At 44.0% G+C, this 19,215-nt stretch carries 19 protein-coding genes and 1 pseudogene; 12 read left to right on the forward strand and 8 right to left on the reverse strand.

Annotation, left to right across the window (positions count from 1 at the left end):
* The first annotated feature begins 104 nt into the window (after positions 1 to 104).
* From ACXAH2_RS09345 to ACXAH2_RS09370, 6 genes are all read left to right on the forward strand, one after another.
* Positions 105 to 1,481, forward strand: a complete 1,377-nt coding sequence (locus ACXAH2_RS09345) for a TolC family protein (protein ID WP_475078095.1) — start codon at positions 105 to 107, stop codon at positions 1,479 to 1,481.
* Positions 1,478 to 2,734 carry an efflux RND transporter periplasmic adaptor subunit gene (locus ACXAH2_RS09350; protein WP_475078097.1) on the forward strand — a complete coding sequence of 419 codons (1,257 nt, stop codon included), beginning with the start codon at positions 1,478 to 1,480 and terminating at the stop codon, positions 2,732 to 2,734. Before ACXAH2_RS09345 ends, ACXAH2_RS09350 begins: the two co-directional genes overlap by 4 nt.
* Positions 2,731 to 5,913, forward strand: coding sequence for an efflux RND transporter permease subunit (locus ACXAH2_RS09355; protein WP_475078098.1), 3,183 nt, complete (start codon positions 2,731 to 2,733; stop codon positions 5,911 to 5,913). The genes ACXAH2_RS09350 and ACXAH2_RS09355 overlap by 4 nt, the downstream gene beginning before the upstream one ends.
* Positions 5,914 to 6,089: 176 nt before the next feature.
* Positions 6,090 to 6,296: a hypothetical protein gene (locus ACXAH2_RS09360; RefSeq protein WP_475078099.1), complete on the forward strand. Its 207-nt coding sequence runs from the start codon at positions 6,090 to 6,092 to the stop codon at positions 6,294 to 6,296.
* A gap of 164 nt (positions 6,297 to 6,460) precedes the next feature.
* The gene (locus ACXAH2_RS09365; RefSeq protein WP_475078101.1) at positions 6,461 to 6,937 is read left to right on the forward strand and encodes an Lrp/AsnC family transcriptional regulator; all 477 of its coding nucleotides are present in this window, start codon (positions 6,461 to 6,463) and stop codon (positions 6,935 to 6,937) included.
* A 45-nt stretch (positions 6,938 to 6,982) separates the two neighbouring features.
* Entirely contained in the window at positions 6,983 to 8,722 is a 1,740-nt protein-coding gene (locus ACXAH2_RS09370) for an aminotransferase class V-fold PLP-dependent enzyme (protein ID WP_475078103.1), read from the forward strand.
* On the opposite strand, the gene ACXAH2_RS09375 is transcribed toward ACXAH2_RS09370, so the two are convergent.
* The 4 genes and pseudogenes from ACXAH2_RS09375 to ACXAH2_RS09390 all read right to left on the reverse strand — a co-directional run.
* Positions 8,719 to 9,174 carry an MOSC domain-containing protein gene (locus ACXAH2_RS09375; RefSeq protein WP_475078104.1) on the reverse strand — a complete coding sequence of 152 codons (456 nt, stop codon included), beginning with the start codon at positions 9,172 to 9,174 and terminating at the stop codon, positions 8,719 to 8,721. The genes ACXAH2_RS09370 and ACXAH2_RS09375 overlap by 4 nt on opposite strands.
* 10 nt (positions 9,175 to 9,184) lie before the next feature.
* Entirely contained in the window at positions 9,185 to 9,613 is a 429-nt protein-coding gene (locus ACXAH2_RS09380) for a GNAT family N-acetyltransferase (protein ID WP_475078105.1), read from the reverse strand.
* Positions 9,604 to 10,035 (reverse strand): VOC family protein, encoded by a 432-nt coding sequence (locus ACXAH2_RS09385; RefSeq protein ID WP_475078268.1) that lies wholly within the window; start codon positions 10,033 to 10,035, stop codon positions 9,604 to 9,606. Before ACXAH2_RS09385 ends, ACXAH2_RS09380 begins: the two co-directional genes overlap by 10 nt.
* 18 nt (positions 10,036 to 10,053) lie before the next feature.
* Positions 10,054 to 10,245 (reverse strand): annotated as a pseudogene (locus ACXAH2_RS09390) (DUF6500 family protein); the annotation flags it as partial.
* Positions 10,246 to 10,392: 147 nt separating this feature from the next.
* Here ACXAH2_RS09390 and ACXAH2_RS09395 point away from each other — a divergent pair.
* The 5 genes from ACXAH2_RS09395 to ACXAH2_RS09415 all read left to right on the forward strand — a co-directional run bounded on the left by ACXAH2_RS09395 (position 10,393) and on the right by ACXAH2_RS09415 (position 14,124).
* Positions 10,393 to 10,653 (forward strand): DUF4212 domain-containing protein, encoded by a 261-nt coding sequence (locus tag ACXAH2_RS09395; RefSeq protein ID WP_475078106.1) that lies wholly within the window; start codon positions 10,393 to 10,395, stop codon positions 10,651 to 10,653.
* 6 nt (positions 10,654 to 10,659) lie between these two features.
* A complete protein-coding gene (locus ACXAH2_RS09400; protein ID WP_475078107.1) occupies positions 10,660 to 12,426 on the forward strand; it encodes a sodium:solute symporter family protein in 1,767 nt (588 codons plus the stop codon).
* Positions 12,427 to 12,514: 88 nt separating this feature from the next.
* Complete coding sequence (locus ACXAH2_RS09405) at positions 12,515 to 13,021, forward strand: hypothetical protein (protein WP_475078108.1); 507 nt, start codon at positions 12,515 to 12,517, stop codon at positions 13,019 to 13,021.
* 119 nt (positions 13,022 to 13,140) lie between these two features.
* Positions 13,141 to 13,794: a 5,6-dimethylbenzimidazole synthase gene (bluB, locus tag ACXAH2_RS09410; protein WP_475078109.1), complete on the forward strand. Its 654-nt coding sequence runs from the start codon at positions 13,141 to 13,143 to the stop codon at positions 13,792 to 13,794.
* 132 nt (positions 13,795 to 13,926) lie between these two features.
* Positions 13,927 to 14,124 (forward strand): RSP_7527 family protein, encoded by a 198-nt coding sequence (locus ACXAH2_RS09415; RefSeq protein ID WP_475078111.1) that lies wholly within the window; start codon positions 13,927 to 13,929, stop codon positions 14,122 to 14,124.
* Positions 14,125 to 14,816: 692 nt separating this feature from the next.
* On the opposite strand, the gene ACXAH2_RS09420 is transcribed toward ACXAH2_RS09415, so the two are convergent.
* On the reverse strand, positions 14,817 to 16,115 hold the full coding sequence (locus tag ACXAH2_RS09420) for a right-handed parallel beta-helix repeat-containing protein (protein WP_475078112.1): 1,299 nt from the start codon (positions 16,113 to 16,115) through the stop codon (positions 14,817 to 14,819).
* A 621-nt stretch (positions 16,116 to 16,736) separates the two neighbouring features.
* On the opposite strand from ACXAH2_RS09420, the gene ACXAH2_RS09425 reads away from it, so the two are divergent.
* The gene (locus ACXAH2_RS09425; RefSeq protein ID WP_475078113.1) at positions 16,737 to 16,934 is read left to right on the forward strand and encodes an RSP_7527 family protein; all 198 of its coding nucleotides are present in this window, start codon (positions 16,737 to 16,739) and stop codon (positions 16,932 to 16,934) included.
* Between the two features lie 163 nt (positions 16,935 to 17,097).
* On the opposite strand, the gene ACXAH2_RS09430 is transcribed toward ACXAH2_RS09425, so the two are convergent.
* The 3 genes from ACXAH2_RS09430 to ACXAH2_RS09440 form a co-directional block, all read right to left on the reverse strand.
* Positions 17,098 to 17,610 carry an Mpo1 family 2-hydroxy fatty acid dioxygenase gene (locus tag ACXAH2_RS09430; RefSeq protein ID WP_475078114.1) on the reverse strand — a complete coding sequence of 171 codons (513 nt, stop codon included), beginning with the start codon at positions 17,608 to 17,610 and terminating at the stop codon, positions 17,098 to 17,100.
* Positions 17,611 to 18,078: 468 nt separating this feature from the next.
* Complete coding sequence (locus ACXAH2_RS09435) at positions 18,079 to 18,561, reverse strand: FKBP-type peptidyl-prolyl cis-trans isomerase (protein WP_475078115.1); 483 nt, start codon at positions 18,559 to 18,561, stop codon at positions 18,079 to 18,081.
* 215 nt (positions 18,562 to 18,776) lie between these two features.
* Positions 18,777 to 19,136, reverse strand: a complete 360-nt coding sequence (locus ACXAH2_RS09440) for a DOPA 4,5-dioxygenase family protein (protein WP_475078116.1) — start codon at positions 19,134 to 19,136, stop codon at positions 18,777 to 18,779.
* Positions 19,137 to 19,215: the final 79 nt, after the last annotated feature.

Here is a 19,215-nt window from a genome sequence, read left to right on the forward strand (position 1 = left end):
TTTATGGGTGTAACTGATAATCCAATAATCTCCGGCAATATCGCTCAATTAAAAGCCAGAGATTGCACGCAGGGTTGTTTTCTGGACTAAGTCAGGATTGATAAATGATCAACAAGCCGTTCCGTTGTGCCGCTCTGTTTTGCATCAGCACCGCCTTGGTAGCTTGTAGTAGCTCACAAGAAAGAGTGAATTACGCGGATCTTGCGCAGCAAGCATTCGACAAAACTGAGGTACAAGCAGACCAATGGCAAAACTTGGATCAAGCGGGTGAAATCAGCTACCTTACCGATCTCATTCAAAGTGACGAATTAGATCTACTGATCAAAGAAGCCTTAGACGCCAATCCAAGCCTGCAACAAACCGCCTTAACTCTCCAAGCCAGTTTGTGGGAACTGAAAAAATCTCATGGTGCGAATTTACCTTCCGTGGATGCCAGTTTTGGTGTCAATGAAGAGCAAGACAGCGACACAAGCTATTCGGCCAAAATCAATGTCAGCTGGGAATTGGATTTATGGCAGAAGCTTGCCAATGCCGAGTCAGCCTCAGCCAAAAGTCTGGCCAGCGATGAAGCCTTATATCAATCTAGCCAAGACACACTCGTGGCCAATGTCATGAAAACATGGCTGTCTTTAACCGCTAAACAACATGCCATCGAAATAGAAAGCAAACGTCTTAGCTTATTGGAAGCCAACGAACAACTTATTGTTAAACGTTTCAAGAACGGTTTGGACAATTTAGAAACCTTGGACGAAGCCCGCACCTCAACGTCTCAATCCAGAGCAAATTTGGCACAATATCGTGAAAACCTAGCCATTCAGAAACGCGAACTGCAAACTTTATTAGGGCGTAATACGCCGCTGATTCTATCTGCTCAACAAGAATATCCAGACGTCAGCTATTCCCTAACTGGCTTGCCTGAACAAAAACTGCAACGCCGTCCAGATTTAAAATCCGCCTATCTCACCATAGAAGCCGCAGATTTAAACACTCAAGTCGCCTACAAAGACATGTTGCCTTCTATCAGCTTGAGCGCCGCCCTGTCTGATGCCGCAGAATCGCCTAGAATGGCATTATTTACCTCGCCTATTTGGAGCTTAGCGGCGCAATTGACTCAACCTCTTTATCAAGGTGGCCAATTAAAAGCGGCAGCAGAAGTGGCCAAATTGAAAACAGCACAGGCTTTTCAAGCCTATCGTGATACCTTATTGACAGCAGTAAACGAAGTCGAAGACGCCTTGGGACAAGAAAAAGTGTTACAGCAGCGCTTAAAACACATTCGCAATGCATTACAAAGTTCACGCAACAATTTGACCCAGTATCAAACCAAATATCGCAATGGTTTAGCGGAACTCAGTGACTTAATCTCCGCGCAAACCACCATGTTTGATCTTGAAGCACAACTCGATGAACTCATCTACGAACATTTGGCAAATCGAATTACCTTGGGACTGGCATTAGGACTTGGAGTAAAACCAGAATGAAGCAATATTCACGCTGGATAGTACTAGCATTATCAATTGTGGTGGCGGTTGCCAGTTATTTTTACATAGACAGCAAATTCAATACGGATAATTTTGCCGAACAAATGGAGGCGGGACCTGGTGGCCCCGGAGGACCACCAAGGGGAGGCCCTGGTCCTGCCCCAGTACCAAGCGAGTTCAATTCCCAATTTGAAACTGAGGAGGATGACGAAACGGCAGTAAAGGTCTCTGTCATTAAGGTTCAATCCGGCGAGTACGCTCCCATTATCCAAGGTTCTGCGGTGACCGCCCCACGCTACTCTCTTACCTTGACCAGTCAAGTAAGTGGTGAAGTCATTGAAATATCACCACAATTAGAAGCGGGAAAACGCGTCAAACAAGGTGACGTATTAGCGATTTTGCGTAATCGTGAATTAAACAGTGCAGTTGCCAGTGCCGAAAAAACCTTAGCCAGTGCGGAATTAGCCTTAAAAGAAGAGATTCGCCAAGGCGATCAAGCCAAAGCCGAATGGCAAGCAGCCGGTTTCACTGGCCAACCGGAATCCGATCTGACATGGCGTATCCCCCAGTTGGCCGAAGCCCAAGCGGAAGTCAACTCTGCCAAAGCTGCCCTTATGGAAGCCCGTGACAATCTACAAAACACCAAAGTGCTCGCGCCTTTTAACGCCTTGGTGACTGACCGAAATATCGCCCCAGGCTCTTATCTCAGTTCCAGCAGCGAAATCGCTACCTTGTACAGCACGGATCGTGTCGAAATTGCCTTAGAACTGGCCAATTCAGATTGGGCAAAACTGCCTAATGCTGCCACGCTATTGGCCGGCGATTGGCCCGTTACCGTGCGCAGTATTGATGACAGTCAAGCCAACTGGACAGGCAAGGTCATTAGTGTTGGGCAACATATAGACTCGACAACTCGAATGCGCAGCCTTACTTTGGCAGTGGAAGCACCATTAGATCAAGATATCCCCTTATTGCCTGGCGCTTTTGTCACGATTGAATTACAAGGTAAAACACTGAAAAATCTGTGGAAGTTACCAAACTCTGCCCTCAGCCAACGGGGTGATATCTGGTTCCTCGACGAAGACAATCGTCTTGATTATTTTCCCACAACGCCATTGTTTGTCGACACAAAATACACCTACATCTTAGTGCCGGAAGCGATGCGGGGGCAAACCTATTCCGTACTAACTAAGCCTTATAACAGTTACCAGAAAGGCACCCTAGTTGACGCCATAGAGCAAGGTGAAAAATGAGTCCAAACGATCAACAACGAGGCATCATTGCTTGGTTTGCTGGTAACCCAGTGGCTGCTAACTTACTGATGATTTTTATCATTACCTTAGGGGTGATCAACGTAGGTTCGTTAAGCAAAAAGAGTTTCCCGACGTTACCACCAAATGGTATCGATATCGATGTCAGTTACGACAGTGGCTCAGCCAAAGCCACCGAAGAAAGTGTCACCATTTTGATCGAGCAACAATTAGAAGGCTTAGTTGGCATCAAAAATGTCATATCAACGTCCACCAGTAGCGGTAGCTCGGTCAATGTTGAAATCAAAGATGACTATGACCTAGATGAAGTCTTCAGTAACATAAAAGACAAAGTAGACGAAATCTCTTCTTTTCCCAGCGACGCAGATCCAGCAATTATCACCAAAGACACGCGTTCAGAATTGGCCATTATTATTCAGCTGTTTGGCGACACTGACCGTAGAACCTTGCAAAAAGCCGCTTACGACTTAAAAAACGATTTATTACTGGATAAGGAAATTAATTCCGTCTCCATTTCAGGTTGGCGTGATCCCAGCATGTTGATTAAGGTTGATAAAAATAAGTTAGAAGCTTACAACCTAACCTTAGCGGACCTCAGTACTGCGATCAATGCCGAGTCTGCCAGTGCCTCGGTTGCCACCTTGAGCAACAAAGACTTGTACCTCAAAGTCAGCGCGTCTGAACAAGCCTATTTCAAACAAGCATTCGCTCGCATCCCAATCAAGACCACAGCCAGTGGAGCAGAACTCCAACTTGGTGACATCGCCAATATCCAAGATGCGTACGACGAAGATGACTTCGTGTTGTCGCGCTTTAATCAACAAAACAGTTTATCCCTGCGCATAAACACCATTGGCAAAGATGACATCATCAATACGGTTGAGGCCACTAAGAAGCGAGTTGCAGCATGGCGAGATACGGGCAAATTACCCTATAAGGTTGAATTAACCACTTGGAATGACCGCAGTGAATCCATTAATCAACGACTTGAATTGATGGTAAAAAATGCCTTAACAGGCGTCCTTTTGGTCTTTGTCTTACTGGCGGTTTTTCTCAACATTACGGTGGCCTTTTGGGTGGCCGCAGGCTTACCCTTTATCTTCTTCGGCACCCTCTTCCTCATGGGCACCAGTCAAGTCGATTTAACGCTGAATTTGATCACCACTTTTGGCTTTATTCTGGCTTTAGGCATTGTTGTTGACGATGCCGTTGTGGTGGGTGAAAACATTTATTCTGTGCGAGCGCGAGATGGTGATACGCTGAATAACACCATCAAGGGCACCATGGAAGTGGCCGTGCCGACTCTGTTTGGTGTCTTCACCACAGTAGCGGCTTTTTGGGCTCTCTCTAACATTGATGGTCGTTTAGGCAAAATTTATTCGCAATTTGCTCAAGTAGTGGCCATTTGTTTGGTGTTGTCCATCATTGAATCCAAAATCATTTTGCCTGCCCATTTATCCCACTTAAATACCCACAAAGCACCAGCTAAGAATCTCATAGCGAAACTTTGGGGCATGGTGCAAAAAGGCGCAGACGATGGCTTGCAGTTTTTCAGTCAGCGTCTCTATAAACCCGCTATCGAATTTTGTCTAAACCACAGATACGCCATGAGCTTGGTCTTCATTAGTCTATTTGCTTTAGTGATATCTATGCCGCTGACGGGAGACATTCGCACTAGCTTTTTCCCGCGTATTCCGGGTGATACAGTACGAGCCTCTTTGACCATGCTAAGCGATGCCAGCTATGGTCAAACCGAAAAGGCCTTGATCGAAATTGAACAAAACGCCTATCAAGCAGATAAGAATTTAACGAAAGCGGCCCATGCCGAATTAAGCGCTAAAGATGATTTACCAAACCATTATTTAAAAAACATTGAGACCTATAGTTCCAGCGATCAATCTGGCAGTTTCCGCGTTGAATTGGTCAACGGAGCGCCCTATTCTTTGACCCAGTTTTCCACCGAGTGGCAACGTTTGGCAGGTACCCCTGAAGGGGTGAAAAGTTTGCGCATTCGAAACAGTCAAAGTGGTTCCATCGATGCTCTCAATGTGGAACTCGCCAGCGCAAATGCCACATCACTTGACGAAGCGTTAAATGCATTGCTTGAAGCCTTGAATAAAATCCCTGCCGTGACGGGTATCGAAAAGTTCGACACACCACCTGAGTCACGCTTAGCGCTCAGTTTAAGTGAACAAGGCCGTCTATTAGGATTAACCACATCAGAGTTAGCAAGCCAAATCATCAGTAATTTTGATGGCACTAAAGTGCAGACATACCAAAGAGATAATGACGAAATTGAGGTACGTATTGGCTACCCAGAAGCGCAGCAAGAATCTCCAGCGGCCATTATGAACACTAAGATTACACTGGATAACGGTTCACGTGTTCCGCTTGATACGGTAGCAAAATTGGGTCAGATTGAGGTACAAACAGACATTATACGCATTGATGGCAAGCGCTCATATTATCTATCAGCCGAAGTCGATAAAGACATCATGTCTTCTACAGAAGTGGTGAAATTGCTTCAACAATCGACAATGCCGAACATTAAAAAGCAATTCTCTGAAGTGGACTTTACTTTCTCGGGAGAAGCAGAAGAGCAAGCGGAAACACAATCTTCTTTGTTTAAGATGTTTATGTTGGCCCTCTTGATCATCTATGCCCTACTGGCCATTCCATTGAAGTCATACAGTCAGCCTGTGATCATCATGATGGCCATCCCTTTTGGTATCATAGGTTCCTTACTCGGTCATTGGATGAACGGATTGGCCTTAAGTATCTTCTCTTTGAACGGCATTTTGGCATTAAGTGGTGTGGTGGTAAATGACAGCCTGTTGCTGGTGTCTCGTTATAATGATTTACGCCAAGAAACCATCCACATTCGTCGTGCCATCATCATGGCATGCCAAAGCCGCTTGCGTGCCGTATTATTAACCTCTTTCACAACCTTTGCCGGTCTTGCCCCCATCCTGTATGAAACGTCACGTCAGGCCCAAGCCTTGATTCCTGCGGCAGTCTCTCTTGGCTACGGTATCATGTTTGCTACTTTGATCACCTTAGTCCTAATGCCTATACTCTTAATGATCAAGGAAGACGTAGAAGCGATTATTAAACGACTAAGACAAAAATTAACACCTTCGACAGACGTACAAACCCAGTGACTCTTTTACCCAAAGAGGCAGAGCCAGTGGCAGCAAAATACATCCCCTAATGCCGAATCAGTATGGGGGATGAATGTCGTTTGGTGAGCTTGATAATAACAACAAAGAAACAATCGCTTTCTATCAATAGTTAAAAAGGTATTTACCCGTTCTGCTTATAAGGGGAAATAAACAGTATGATAAAACCTATTGTCATAGCGGCTTGTGTATTATTGGTTAGCCTACAAATGTCTTGTACGACAAAAGGGGCTTATGAAGCCTTTCAACAAAATCATGTGTCTGCTTGTCGTGATTATCGCGGTCAACAACAAGAGGACTGCTTAGCAAACCACAATAAATCGTTTGAGGAATACCAAAGAGAACGAGGTAATGACTCGGAATAGGAGCATTTACTCAAAAAAATCGATTATTTTTTAACTTTTTTCCTGCCTCATACTGGATTGATATTCCTCAAATGCCAGCAGATATGAAATGCCGTTGCTTAGATGTAAAAAATCATTAATCTATAGAAAAATAATTCCATCATAAACCTAAAAAAGAGAACAAAATGAACTTAGATAGCATAGATTTGCAACTTCTTGCCTTAATTCAAAGTAATGATAGTATTTCCACAGAAGCAATGGCTCAGCAAGTAGGCTTATCCAAAACCCCTTGCTGGCGACGCATTCAGCGCTTAGAAAAGTCTGGCTACATCAAACGCCACGTGGCTTTATTAGACGCAGAAAAACTGGAACTGGGGGTGTCGGTTTTTGTTCAGGTAAAAACCAATCAACACGATGCCAATTGGGCAACTGAATTTGCTCAGGTGGTTTCTCAATTTCCAGAAGTTGTGGAGTTTTATCGCATGGCGGGTGAATACGATTATTTACTGCGTGTTTTGGTAAAAGACATTCCAGCCTATGACCAATTTTATAAACGCTTAATCAGTGCCACTGCGTTAACAGACGTCACTTCCAACTTCGCTATGGAACAAATCAAATGGACCACGGAGTTACCCTTACCTCAGCTTAAAAAAGCCAAATAAGCGGATAAGAGGTCAAGTCTGTCAATCAGGGCCAAGGACCTCGACATGTTAACGACAGACTCATCCTATATCAGTCATCTTGCTCCCTCTTGCCATACAGCAAAAGACCATTCAACCCCTTCGACTATGCTTTTGTTAGAAAAAATTCGACAGGGCATTATTGGCGCCGAGCAAAACATCCTCACGCCCTTCGGAGAACGCAAACTTACCTACGCGGATTACACGGCCTCTGGCCGCAGTTTGGATTTCATCGAACAGGCGCTACAACAGGCCATGCCTTTCTACGCCAATACTCACACCGAAGCCAACGCTACCGGTATGCAAACCACGGCATTTCGTGAACAAGCTCGAGAGGAAATTCGTCATGCCGTGAATGCCTACCCTGAAGATCTAATTATTTTCTGCGGCAGCGGAGCCACCAGCGCCATCAATACCTTGATTTCTCAACTTGGATTGAGACATTTAGACGCCACCGAAAAAGCACAAACACGCATTCTGATTGGCCCTTATGAGCATCATTCCAATGAATTACCTTGGCGTGAATTGGCGATTCCTGTGATTCGTATTCAAGAAGGTAAACAGGGTGGCGTATGCTTACAAGACTTAGAAAACCAATTGCAGCAACATCAAGGCAAGCGTCTCATTGGCAGCTTTAGTGCCGCTTCGAATGTCACTGGTATCCTTTGTGATCAAGATGCCATCACCGAGTTATTGCATGCTTATAATGCCCTATCCTTTTGGGATTTCGCGGCGGCAGCGCCCTACGTAAAAATCGATATGAATCCTGAGCAATCGCCTGAACATCGCAAAGACGCCATTTTCTTCTCCCCACATAAGTTCATTGGCGGCCCTGGCACACCGGGCATTTTAATCGTCAAAAAGCAGATTATTAACAACGTCCAGCCGAGTCATATTGGTGGGGGCACTGTGTCTTTCGTGACACCAAATGATCATACCTTTTTACCCATTGGTGAACGTCGTGAAGAAGGTGGCACACCAGCGATTTTAGAATCCATCCGCGCAGGTTTGGTCTTCAAACTCAAATCCTTAGTGGGCGATGAAGTGATCCAACAGCATGAATACCAATTCGTTAAACTCATTGATCAACATTGGCAAAACAATCCCTCAATTGAACGTCTTGGTCATTCTAGCGCCAAGCGTTTATCCATTACGGCCTTTCGTATCAAAACCCCGCAAGGCTATTTGCATCATGGTTTTGTCACCGCATTATTGAACGATTTGTTCGGTATTCAAGTGCGAGGCGGCTGTTCCTGCGCAGGGCCTTATGGACATGCTTTATTGAATATTAACGAACACAAATCTGAACAAATTCAGCAGGCTCTAAAGGCAGGCGAAAAACTCCTAAAACCGGGCTGGGTGCGCTTCAACTTAAATTATTTTATCAGCCAGCAGGAAGCTGAATTTATTCTGCGAGCCATCAATTTCATCAGCCAACAGGGTCTCATTTTTTTGCCTTTTTATGCCTACGATCAGCATAAGGATTTGTGGCTTTTTCAAGGCCAAAAGAGTGACGCGATGAACTTAGAGGATCTTTTACAGTGGGATTCGCTTCAATTAACCAACAAGACTGACACCAGAGCCGCGCAATCGCTTCATCACGGTTACGAAGCCTATCTGCAACAGGCAGACAGCTTAGCAAAGACGTTACAAAACCCTCAACAAACAGACTATGTCTGGCAAGCACAAGCTTTTAACCAAGCGTTTGAGCCATTGAGGGATTTTGTTTTGGCGGAAGATCTTAACAGGAGTGCCGAGTCAGCTTAATCCAATAATTCAAATGGCATACCGACACGCAATACGCCAGAACGCACCACATCAGCTCGTAACCCCCCTTTGTGCAGCCAAGCCTTAACCACTTGCGCTGCATTCATCTCTTCAGTCGCTAGCGTTTTCCCTAAAAAGGCACAAGGTTCACACAGCTCAACACCATAAAACTCGGCCTCCCCAATGCGGAAACGCTTACCAACCAGATCGTTCAAGGCGATATCATGAGTCACCACATTACGCCTAGTGTCCGCGAGTTGGATTTGTTGCGCAAAGTTCTGATTGTATTGCGCAATGGCTTCGCTTTCGACAAAGGTAATATTTGGCCCATCACTGCCTTTTTTACCATAGTATCTGTCCCCTACTATGCCTTTACCCGCATCCACTTTTACCGCATCTATTTCAATTTGCGCTTGCTTGGATTGTTTTGCGACAAAAATTGTTTTGATCATATTGCTTTCCCTATTTTAAATTCACCGACATTTTACGATATGGAATGTCACCTTTATAAAAACGCTCACCCGCTGCTGTCAGACCAAAACGCTGATACAAGGAACTGGCACTCTCTCTTGCATCACACCAAAATACTTTAACACCTTTTTGTTTCAGATCCGCAATAATACGCTGCAATACAGATTGCCCAATTCCTTGTCCTTGATAGTCAGCCAATGTGGCAAATTTTCTTAATCTGGCACTTTCCCTTTCAATAAATACCGAGGCGACACATAAGAGTTTTTCATCAAGATACACGCCATAATGCTCACCTGACTCATCCCCATCAACACGACATTCGTCTTGGCTTTTGTCCGGCCATAATACTTGCTGCCGCAAGGCTAAAGTAGCGTCTGCGGTCACTTTTCTAATGCAAAATGACGCTTGCTCTAAAGCCATATTAACCCCTTATAAGGCGCATGTTTCAAGGATGCTAACCGTGACGCTAACGACCCTATGTGAAACTCCAATTTATGACCATCAGGATCGGCAATATAGATAGAATCGCCCTCACTTTGATTCGCTTGCCAGATCGTAAATTCCACTTGTCTGTCTAATAGAGACTGTAGCGTCTGTTCACTCACGTCAAACGCATAATGGGTATAGTCTTTTGCATCAACTTTTGGCTCGCCTAATGATAAACACAACCAAGCATCACCATAAGACAAATAAGCGCCTGTGGCCCAACGCACTTCACCGCTAAAACCAAGCTGATCAATATAAAAAGCCAAGGATTTGCTTAGATTGCGCACTTGCAACGTCAAATGGTTGATTCCTTTATAGGCATCTCTAGCCTGCTCCAAAACATTGTCGTCTGACATCGACGCCACCATGGCATATATCTTAGTGGCTTTTTCAAAATGATTGAGTTGATGTTCTTCAATCCACCAGCGGGCAACCGACATCAAGACATCAGGCTGATCATTCTTATTGGCAAAAAAGGCATAAAAAGACACCTGCACCTTATCACCCTTTTGGCGTATCTTTTCTTCGCATACCGACAGAATCTTCTGCCTAATCGCTAAATTCATTACTCACTTCCCTTCTTTTGATTAGCTATTTTATGCACCCGATTTCTAAATTGAAATCCGTCTATGCGACTAAAGTCTGACTTCTTATTTTGTTCGCCCCTGTTAGATTAGAGATGCGTGATAAAAATAATTATAAGGAGATCTACCGTGTCAGATCATAGTATTAATGCAGAAAAATACTGGCAAGCCAACCTCAGGCTCATCCTCGGATGTCTTGTGGTATGGGCACTTGCCTCCTACGGTTGTGCCATCCTACTACGTCCCATGCTTTCCGGTATTCATATTGGTGGAACGGATTTAGGCTTCTGGTTTGCCCAGCAAGGCGCCATTCTTGTATTTATCGGTTTGACTTTCTTCTATGCCTGGAGAATGAACAAACTTGACGAAGAATTTGGCCTACAGGAGTAATTCAATATGAGTCAATTCATGATCAACTTATTGTTCGTGGGCGGATCATTTGCGCTTTACTTCGGTATCGCCATTTGGGCTCGTGCAGGATCAACAAAAGAATTCTATGTCGCTGGTGGGGGTGTTCACCCAGTATTAAATGGAATGGCAACGGCAGCGGATTGGATGTCTGCTGCCTCATTCATCTCTATGGCAGGCTTAATCGCTGCCGGTGGTTACGCTAACTCCACCTTCCTTATGGGTTGGACGGGTGGTTACGTATTGCTTGCTATGTTGTTGGCGCCTTACCTAAGAAAATTTGGTAAATTTACCGTGCCAGACTTCATTGGTGATCGTTTCTACAGTCGTACTGCACGTTTAGTGGCGGTGGCTTGTTTGATCATAGCCTCGGTAACCTATGTTATCGGCCAAATGACAGGCGCAGGTGTTGCCTTCTCGCGTTTCCTTGAAGTCGATAAAAACACTGGTCTGACGATTGCCGCTATCGTGGTATTCTTTTATGCGGTATTAGGCGGTATGAAAGGCATCACTTACACGCAGGTGGCTCAGTATGTGGTTCTCATCATTGCCTATACCATCCCTGCGGTATTCATCTCCTTACAACTCACAGATACTTTCCTACCCGCTATAGGATTATTCTCTACCCACACTGAATCTGGTATGCCATTGCTACAGAAACTAGATGAGGTGGTCAGAGAGCTGGGCTTTAGAGACTATACGGCGGATGTGGACAACAAACTCAACATGGTACTCTTCACTCTGTCTTTGATGATTGGTACTGCGGGTCTGCCTCACGTGATCATACGCTTCTTTACTGTGCCAAAAGTGGCTGACGCACGTTGGTCTGCTGGTTGGGCATTGGTATTCATCGCTTTATTGTACCTAACAGCACCTGCTGTTGCGTCTATGGCGCGTTTGAATCTAATGACAACCATTTATCCATCTGGCCCTACCGAACAACCAATTGAGTACGCTGAGCGCCCTGATTGGATTCAAACTTGGGAAACCACGGGGTTGATCAAGTATGAAGACAAAAACGATGATGGTCGTATTCAGTTCTACAACGATACGCCTGCCTATGAAGCTGAAGCGACAGCACGTGGCTGGGAAGGTAACGAGTTAACGGTTAACCGTGACATTCTGGTGTTAGCGAACCCTGAGATCGCGAATCTCCCAGGTTGGGTCATTGGTTTAATTGCCGCCGGTGGTCTCGCCGCCGCATTATCAACGGCAGCCGGATTATTACTGGCCATATCGTCCGCGGTAAGTCATGACTTAATAAAAGGCTCAATCAACCCCGATCTCACGGATAAAGGGGAATTATTAGCCGCTCGAATATCCATGTTTGTCGCCATTATCGTTGCAACCTATTTGGGTATGAACCCACCCGGGTTCGCCGCACAGGTGGTGGCGCTGGCCTTCGGTATCGCTGCGGCCTCAATTTTCCCTGCATTGATGATGGGTATCTTCTCAAAACGTGTTAACAGCAAAGGCGCGGTAGCGGGTATGCTAGCAGGTTTGATTGCCACCTTGGTTTACATCTTTACCTTCCTAGGTTGGTTCTTCATTCCAGGCACTGCCACTCTGGCTAACACACCGGATAATTGGTTATTTGGTATTTCACCTCTGTCCTTCGGAGCAATTGGTGCCATTATCAACTTTGCTGTCGCTTTCGCGGTGTCTTCTATGACAGAAGAACCACCACAAGACATCCAAGACTTGGTTGAAAGTGTGCGCTACCCTCAAGGTGCTGGCAAAGCCGTCGATCATTAATCGATCCATGCCATAGCCTATCAAGCCCCGCTTCATGCGGGGCTTGATTTCCTTATAATAAAAACATTCATTAAAGGAAAAAAATAAGATGATTTGGGAACTTGTTGCAACGATTTTTGCTGGTCTTGGTGGTGCAGGTATCGCGTTTTTAATACGTAAACTGTCGAAACAAACTGCCCCTAAATGGCTGGTACCCGTGTTTGCTGGTGTCTGTATGCTAGGCTTCCAAATTCAAGGCGAATATGACTGGTATGATCATCAAGCCAGTTTGCTTCCAGAAGGCGTAATCGTGGTGAAAAAGGTACAAGAAGAAGCACCATGGCGTCCATGGAGTTATGTTTTCCCACAAACTATGCGCTTTATCGCTGCTGATGTAGCAAATTCTGCGCAAAACAAAATTGATCCCAACCTGATTCTGGTCGACCTGTACTTTTTTGAGCGCAGAACACCTGCCAAAAGAGTTCCACAAGTCATTGATTGTTTACAATCAGCCAGAGCCGATTTCACCAATTCTTTCAGCGCAGAAAGCGGCTCCCAAACCAAATGGCATGCATTGGGAAGTAACGATCCTCTGATTCAAGCTGTGTGCAGTTAAATGCATAAAGTCGGCTAAACTGAACCGAATCCAACATGACTTGAACAATATCGTCTTGGCAAAAAATGCTTAACTGCTCATACTTGCCGCTTTGCATTTAAATAGGCAAAGTTGTTGTTATGAAAATCAGTCAAGCAGAGCGTGATGCGGTGTATAAAACCATTTTTGCCCGTCGCGATGTGCGTCGAGAATTTCTTCCTGATCCTATTCCTGAAACCGTATTGAAACGTATTTTACTAGCGGCCCATCATGCCCCCAGTGTAGGTTTTATGCAGCCTTGGGATTTCATTCTTGTAACCGACAAAGTTTGCAAAGCCAACATCAAACAAGGCTTTTTACAAGCTCATGCGGAGGCCGCTGAGCTTTTTCATGGCGACAGACGCAAACAATATCAATCTCTCAAGTTGGAAGGTATCGAAGAGTCCCCATTGGGTATTTGTGTCACTTGCGACCGAAATCGCACTGGTTCTGTGGTACTTGGACGCACTGCGAAACCTGAAATGGACTTATTCAGCTCGGTCTGCGCGATACAAAATATATGGTTGGCCGCGCGTGCGGAAAACATTGGCTTGGGCTGGGTAAGCATTCTGCACGATGATGTTTTGCGAGAAAACTTAAACATCCCAGACCACATCGACATCATCGCCTACCTTTGTTTGGGCTATGTTGAGCAATTTCATGACACACCAGATCTACAAAGAGCAGGTTGGCTGGAACGACAAGACATATCCAACGTACTGCATCAGGGGAGTTGGGAAGATAAAATTAATTGATGAATTTAATTCACCTATAAGGGTATTTTTTATCGTTTGTCTTCTCTGTTGACTCTACTTATCATTTCTACATTGAAACAATTCATTATCTGCAAGCCAAAAGCTTGTAGGAGAATCAAAGAGGACGAGACTATGAAAAACCAATCTGTATCTGAATTAATAAATAATGTTAACGCTGCTTACCTAACTGACGCAGACGTTCGTATCGCAGTTGCTCGTGCTGAGCGTGCTGAATTTATCGTTGCCTCTTTCACGACTGTTGGTAAAGCAATCTCAACTCTTGTTGCAAAAGTAAAAAGCGGTTCTGCTGTTTCTGCTCAACACGCGTAATATCAGCGCAAAGACCTCAGAGTAAGCGCTCTCTTAAACGAGCAAATGGCTTACTCCTAGCGGAAAAGGCGCTAAAATAATAATCTATAGCGCTTCCTCACCTTTCCTTATCCATCATGGTTTATTCCATGTCTAATCAAGACTGTCATTCAATACAATTAATTCCAGCCGCTTAATACATAGCTTGTAAACTTCGGTCTCTCTCACAGTATCAGACGTTAAAGAGTCATCATAATTTGAAGCCCACCAAAATCACGGCATAGTATAATGATCTGTTATCAATACAAACGTTCCATCACAACCGTTTTAAAGAAGCACTTCATCTCATTAGCTAACTTAATTCACAGACAAGAACATGCCAAGCGCGGTGCACAAACAGGGCTGATCACAACATCAGACAATCAAAAATCCCCGCCATATAGCAGGGATTTTGTTTACTTCTTTATGGCGTCATTTCATTCTAATCGCGTGATCCACCCAGAATGAAGGCCCTTTTATTTTCTGCTTTGCTGTCGGAAACGTCGATTTCAGCCACTGTTAACATAAAGATTCGGATGAAAGATCCTAAACAATACTTGAGCCATGTTGCTTAGTATGCCCAAAAGAAACGTCGCCTACTGCCCAATTAGCGATAACAAGGAATCCCCCACCCTGTTTTGCCTCATGATGATTGCTTACAGCATCAACTTGATTTAATTCCTGTCTTCATAAGCGCCCAAATCTGGCGCTAAACCGCTATAGGAATAACCTATGTTCTGACCAGCATCAATCAAATCACTACCGCTGACCAAACGCAGAAAATCATTTACAGGGAGATTGCCATCAGTATCTCGATCTGCGGACGCCAACGAGGTAACAACACTTTTAAAGTCATCAGAATTGGCCGTTACAGGTAAATCCCAAGAATTATAAGCAGAATCAACCTCATGGGTGGTCACCTTAGCGAGTGCCATCCCTGAACCAAAGGCAACATTATTTCTTAGATAATGATTCGCCTCACCGACGTCTGCTAACATATTGAAATTATATGGATTATTAAAAGCAGTATTGTTTATGAAATCGAGGCCACCAGGATGATGGTTCGCATAAAAGCCGTTAATTCGATTACCAAAAGCGATATTGAATCGCACTAAATGGCGAACTACATTCTCAGGAAAGGTACTGACGTCTAACCCCCAACCGCCAGCCTTGATGCCTGTGCCATTGCCCGCACCGATAGTCGTATCAGGGATATAGCCATTATGAAAAGCCATTGAATATTCTACCGTACAGGTTCCTTCTGCGCGGATAAAGTCAAAACCGTCATCACTGTTTGCCCATGCACGAGAATAGCGGAATACATTACCGCCATCATTTGAGTGACACCCAAAACCATCAGCATTTTCACCACCTCGGTCTGGGTCATAGTTATGATGAGAATCCACGTTTAAAACAAGATTGTTCGCGCCATCCGCAATAAACAATCCTGGACCTTCATTGTGATGAAGATTAAGGTTTTCAAAAATATTATTATCAGCACCGTTTTCGACACGAATACCCCATGACTCATTGACGTTAGTAATCACCTGTTGCACGTTTTTGATTTCGATTCCTTTAAAATGCAACCAATCAGCCCGAACACTAAAACCTCGAATCCGCTGGTAAGGTTGGAATTCGGAAAAATCAAAAACAGGGGTTTCACCGGGATAAGCATGGTATTTGATTGACGCATTGCTCGTACCGCTCTTATGAAATAACACGCCAATACCGTCTGCATCCGTATTGTCGTCAAACCAATAAGTACCACCTCGCAAATAAATTAAGTCTCCTGGGGAAGCGTTTATTTGTGCCTTTTCGATGGTTGCAAAAGGGGAATATATTGAACCATCACTCATGTCATTCCCCCACGGAGCAACATAATAGTCGCCATCATCACCATCAAAAGCATAAGAGGTTTGCGTCAATACAAGGGCAATCAGCACAGTGATCCAGTGCGCTTTTGAAAATTTCATAATGATATCCTTAATCTCATTCTTTAATAACTCACCTTGATATTCGGCATCCAAATAAAAACCGCTATATCTGGTAGAGGTAAGAGAAGCAATTGGTCGTTTCAAACGTAAATCGAACAATAAAACCTAACATCATAAGAAAAGATAGCAGATAGAATAAAAATAAAATGGCTATTTATTAAAAAAGAAACATGAAATCATAAAATGCAAACTGGCATGGCCATCCAGACACATCATGAATTGAGAGACTTGTAAGTGAAGAGAAAAAACGCTCCTTCCTTTTATTGCTTCTATCTGGAGACATCAAAGCATCCCTTCTGGGTAGATGAGTTACTTACTATAGGAAGCAAACGGGCCTGTCGTACTAGAAGATACAGCCAAATCAGAAATAAACCTATTTCGTAGGGTTTGCGCGCTATAAAATTTGTCGCTGGAGCGGCTCGTACTAGACGTACTTCTTCATGGTTGATGACAAAAAAATCAATTGATGAATTTAATTCACTTATGTGGGTATTTTTTATCGTTTGTCTTCTCTGTTGACTCTACTTATCATCTCCATATTGAAACGAATTCATTATCTGCAAGCCAAAAGCTTGTAGGAGAATCAAAGAGGACGAGACTATGAAAAACCAATCTGTATCTGAATTAATCAACAATGTTAACGCTGCTTACCTAACTGACGCAGACGTTCGTATCGCAGTTGCTCGTGCTGAGCGTGCTGAATTTATCGTTGCCTCTTTCGCGGCAGTTGGTAAAGCAATCTCAACTCTTGTTGCAAAAGTAAAAAGCGGTTCTGCTGTTTCTGCTCAACACGCGTAATATCAGCACAAAGACCTCAGAGTAAGTGCTCTCTTAACGAGCAAATGGCTTACTCCTAGCGGAAAAGGCGCTGCATTTCTGACAGCGCTTCCCGTTTCTTCACTTCCTTTCTAAATACGTCACTGCCTTTATTAGTAAAGAGATTCACAAGTAGTAGCAGGATTCACAAGCTGCGATTTTTGTCTTCACAATAACCTGTGATTTTGTTTTGCCAATCGCTTTTCCAACCCAGCAAGACCATCACTTCCACCGCAACAAATAATGGACCAATTACTACCCCCGTTATATCGTCCAAAAAAGCCGGTTTCTTACCTTCAAAGTAGTGGCCAATAAACTGAAAAAGCCAGACCACAACGAACAAACCTATACCTGAAGTCAACCAAATCAAGGTACTTTGACTGGCCACCTTTTGTGCCCCCCACAAAAAGATGACCAATAATAGGGTCATGACAAGTCCCACAATTCGGTGTAAACACACATAAAACAATGCACTGGCCGCAACCAAAATAATTGCAGGCGTGAAGGTTTGATCAAAAAAGGTAAATTGTGGACGAGAAAGTAGCACAGCGATGGCAAACACTATCATGGGAATACCAACAAAATGTGTGTTCACATTACGCCTGTCTTGATGATAAGAGACATATTGCGACAAATGATCTACTAAAGATTTCATCATGCACCTCTCATTTATTCTTGTTATTGAAGATACTCGCCACAAAGCAGCGTGACTTCCAGACTAATCAAAATTGCCCACAGAATCTAGAGCATCATCCATCGCTTTAAGCAGCTTGCTAACGCAAGACATTATCAATTAGACAAAATGAAAGAGTTGATCCTAGCCGGCGCAATATTAGATAACGTCTTGCAATCTGGTCACACAAGAACTTTCACAACCTCCTAGGCTTACAGCAAACAAACTGCTCAGACGAAAGCGGAACCTTATCAATAAATAAAACATGCCTAAGCCAGAAGAAAATCAGTGCTACACTGAAATGCAAAAAACTGTTGGTAAAAACAAGGCAAGCCGAAGCTTTACTCTTATGCCAATAACCCCAGATGATATAAAGCTAAGGACTATAGTGGCAGAAAACAAAAACGGCTTCCAAGGAAGCCGTTTTTCATTTATCAACTCATTTTTAGGGGGTTAATGTTGGTGACCACCCGCGCCATGAACATGGCCATGTTCCACTTCTTCTGATGACGCTTCACGGACTTCAACGATTTCCACGTCGAAGTTTAATGTCTTACCTGCTAATGGGTGGTTACCATCTAACATGATGCCATCGTCTTCTACACCAATTACCGTCACTGGTTGTTGACCACCCGGTGTTTGTGCCATGAATTGCATGCCCACTTGGATATCATCCACCCCTTGGAAGTTTTCCGCTGGCACTTTTTGAATCAGTTCTTGGTGTATTTCACCATAACCTTCTTCTGGTGATACAGAAACTGTCATTTTATCGCCTGCTGCTTTGCCTTGAAGGGCTTTGTCTAGACCATCAATGATATTTTGCGCACCACTTAAGAAAACAAGTGGCTCTTGACCTGAAGAGGTATCCAGTTGCTGACCTTGATCATCGGTCAATGTGTAGTGCATGCTCACAACGGTGTTTTCAGAAATTTGCATTCTATTCTCCAGCTTGGAATAAGTTTAGGAACGAGCGCTTGATACAAGCAAATTATTTTGCGATGACACCGCCACAACACGAACCCGAATTTTTTGCGATCACCCTCTCATTCAAGAATCACCACAAACTAGATCTTGGTACGCTTATTGGTTTTTAAAGGGTCGTCAGACAAATATATCTTTAAAAAGCGACAATAAATCTACACTAAACAATGTCATTGCTCATTTTTTGTAAATTGGGAAAGATCTAATGTATGTGAATTCCCCAACCAACTGATGCCCTGGGTATGATCGATGTACTCATCCCCTGTTAAAGGATGCACAAACACATCCAAGCTTTGACGGTGAAACATTAGCCAAGGAATAAAGTCACCAAAAGTCTCAGCAGCAAAGGATAACTGACAACTCCACAATGGATGTGGCCCTACTGGTTTTTGATGAAAGCGGCCAATGCGTATCTCAAATAACCCTTGCGCTTGTTTGGCAATCTCTTGTGCCATAAGCAGGCCAGCCTCATCCTGATAATAAAGATGTGCGTGATAGGCTTTCACCTGATAATTTGAAGCGAGTGACATGATGTTTTCCTCTGTACAACATAAGGTCATTTTAGCATGCCTTTTTAAAAGCTGAGTCATAACACGACCTAAGTCTAAG

Source organism: Marinomonas sp. ABL3_031, assembly GCF_056161265.1.

What these genes read in the sequence shown, in the direction of transcription:
- ACXAH2_RS09370 (WP_475078103.1), top strand. Translation starts at nt 6,983, where the DNA reads ATGTTAACGACAGACTCATCCTATATCAGTCATCTTGCTCCCTCTTGC.
- ACXAH2_RS09365 (WP_475078101.1), top strand. Translation starts at nt 6,461, where the DNA reads ATGAACTTAGATAGCATAGATTTGCAACTTCTTGCCTTAATTCAAAGT.
- ACXAH2_RS09420 (WP_475078112.1), bottom strand. Translation starts at nt 16,115, where the DNA reads ATGAAATTTTCAAAAGCGCACTGGATCACTGTGCTGATTGCCCTTGTA.
- ACXAH2_RS09380 (WP_475078105.1), bottom strand. Translation starts at nt 9,613, where the DNA reads ATGGCTTTAGAGCAAGCGTCATTTTGCATTAGAAAAGTGACCGCAGAC.
- ACXAH2_RS09430 (WP_475078114.1), bottom strand. Translation starts at nt 17,610, where the DNA reads ATGATGAAATCTTTAGTAGATCATTTGTCGCAATATGTCTCTTATCAT.
- ACXAH2_RS09425 (WP_475078113.1), top strand. Translation starts at nt 16,737, where the DNA reads ATGAAAAACCAATCTGTATCTGAATTAATCAACAATGTTAACGCTGCT.
- ACXAH2_RS09385 (WP_475078268.1), bottom strand. Translation starts at nt 10,035, where the DNA reads ATGTCAGACGACAATGTTTTGGAGCAGGCTAGAGATGCCTATAAAGGA.
- ACXAH2_RS09405 (WP_475078108.1), top strand. Translation starts at nt 12,515, where the DNA reads ATGATTTGGGAACTTGTTGCAACGATTTTTGCTGGTCTTGGTGGTGCA.
- ACXAH2_RS09360 (WP_475078099.1), top strand. Translation starts at nt 6,090, where the DNA reads ATGATAAAACCTATTGTCATAGCGGCTTGTGTATTATTGGTTAGCCTA.
- bluB (WP_475078109.1), top strand. Translation starts at nt 13,141, where the DNA reads ATGAAAATCAGTCAAGCAGAGCGTGATGCGGTGTATAAAACCATTTTT.
- ACXAH2_RS09440 (WP_475078116.1), bottom strand. Translation starts at nt 19,136, where the DNA reads ATGTCACTCGCTTCAAATTATCAGGTGAAAGCCTATCACGCACATCTT.
- ACXAH2_RS09415 (WP_475078111.1), top strand. Translation starts at nt 13,927, where the DNA reads ATGAAAAACCAATCTGTATCTGAATTAATAAATAATGTTAACGCTGCT.
- ACXAH2_RS09375 (WP_475078104.1), bottom strand. Translation starts at nt 9,174, where the DNA reads ATGATCAAAACAATTTTTGTCGCAAAACAATCCAAGCAAGCGCAAATT.
- ACXAH2_RS09435 (WP_475078115.1), bottom strand. Translation starts at nt 18,561, where the DNA reads ATGCAAATTTCTGAAAACACCGTTGTGAGCATGCACTACACATTGACC.
- ACXAH2_RS09355 (WP_475078098.1), top strand. Translation starts at nt 2,731, where the DNA reads ATGAGTCCAAACGATCAACAACGAGGCATCATTGCTTGGTTTGCTGGT.
- ACXAH2_RS09350 (WP_475078097.1), top strand. Translation starts at nt 1,478, where the DNA reads ATGAAGCAATATTCACGCTGGATAGTACTAGCATTATCAATTGTGGTG.
- ACXAH2_RS09345 (WP_475078095.1), top strand. Translation starts at nt 105, where the DNA reads ATGATCAACAAGCCGTTCCGTTGTGCCGCTCTGTTTTGCATCAGCACC.
- ACXAH2_RS09400 (WP_475078107.1), top strand. Translation starts at nt 10,660, where the DNA reads ATGAGTCAATTCATGATCAACTTATTGTTCGTGGGCGGATCATTTGCG.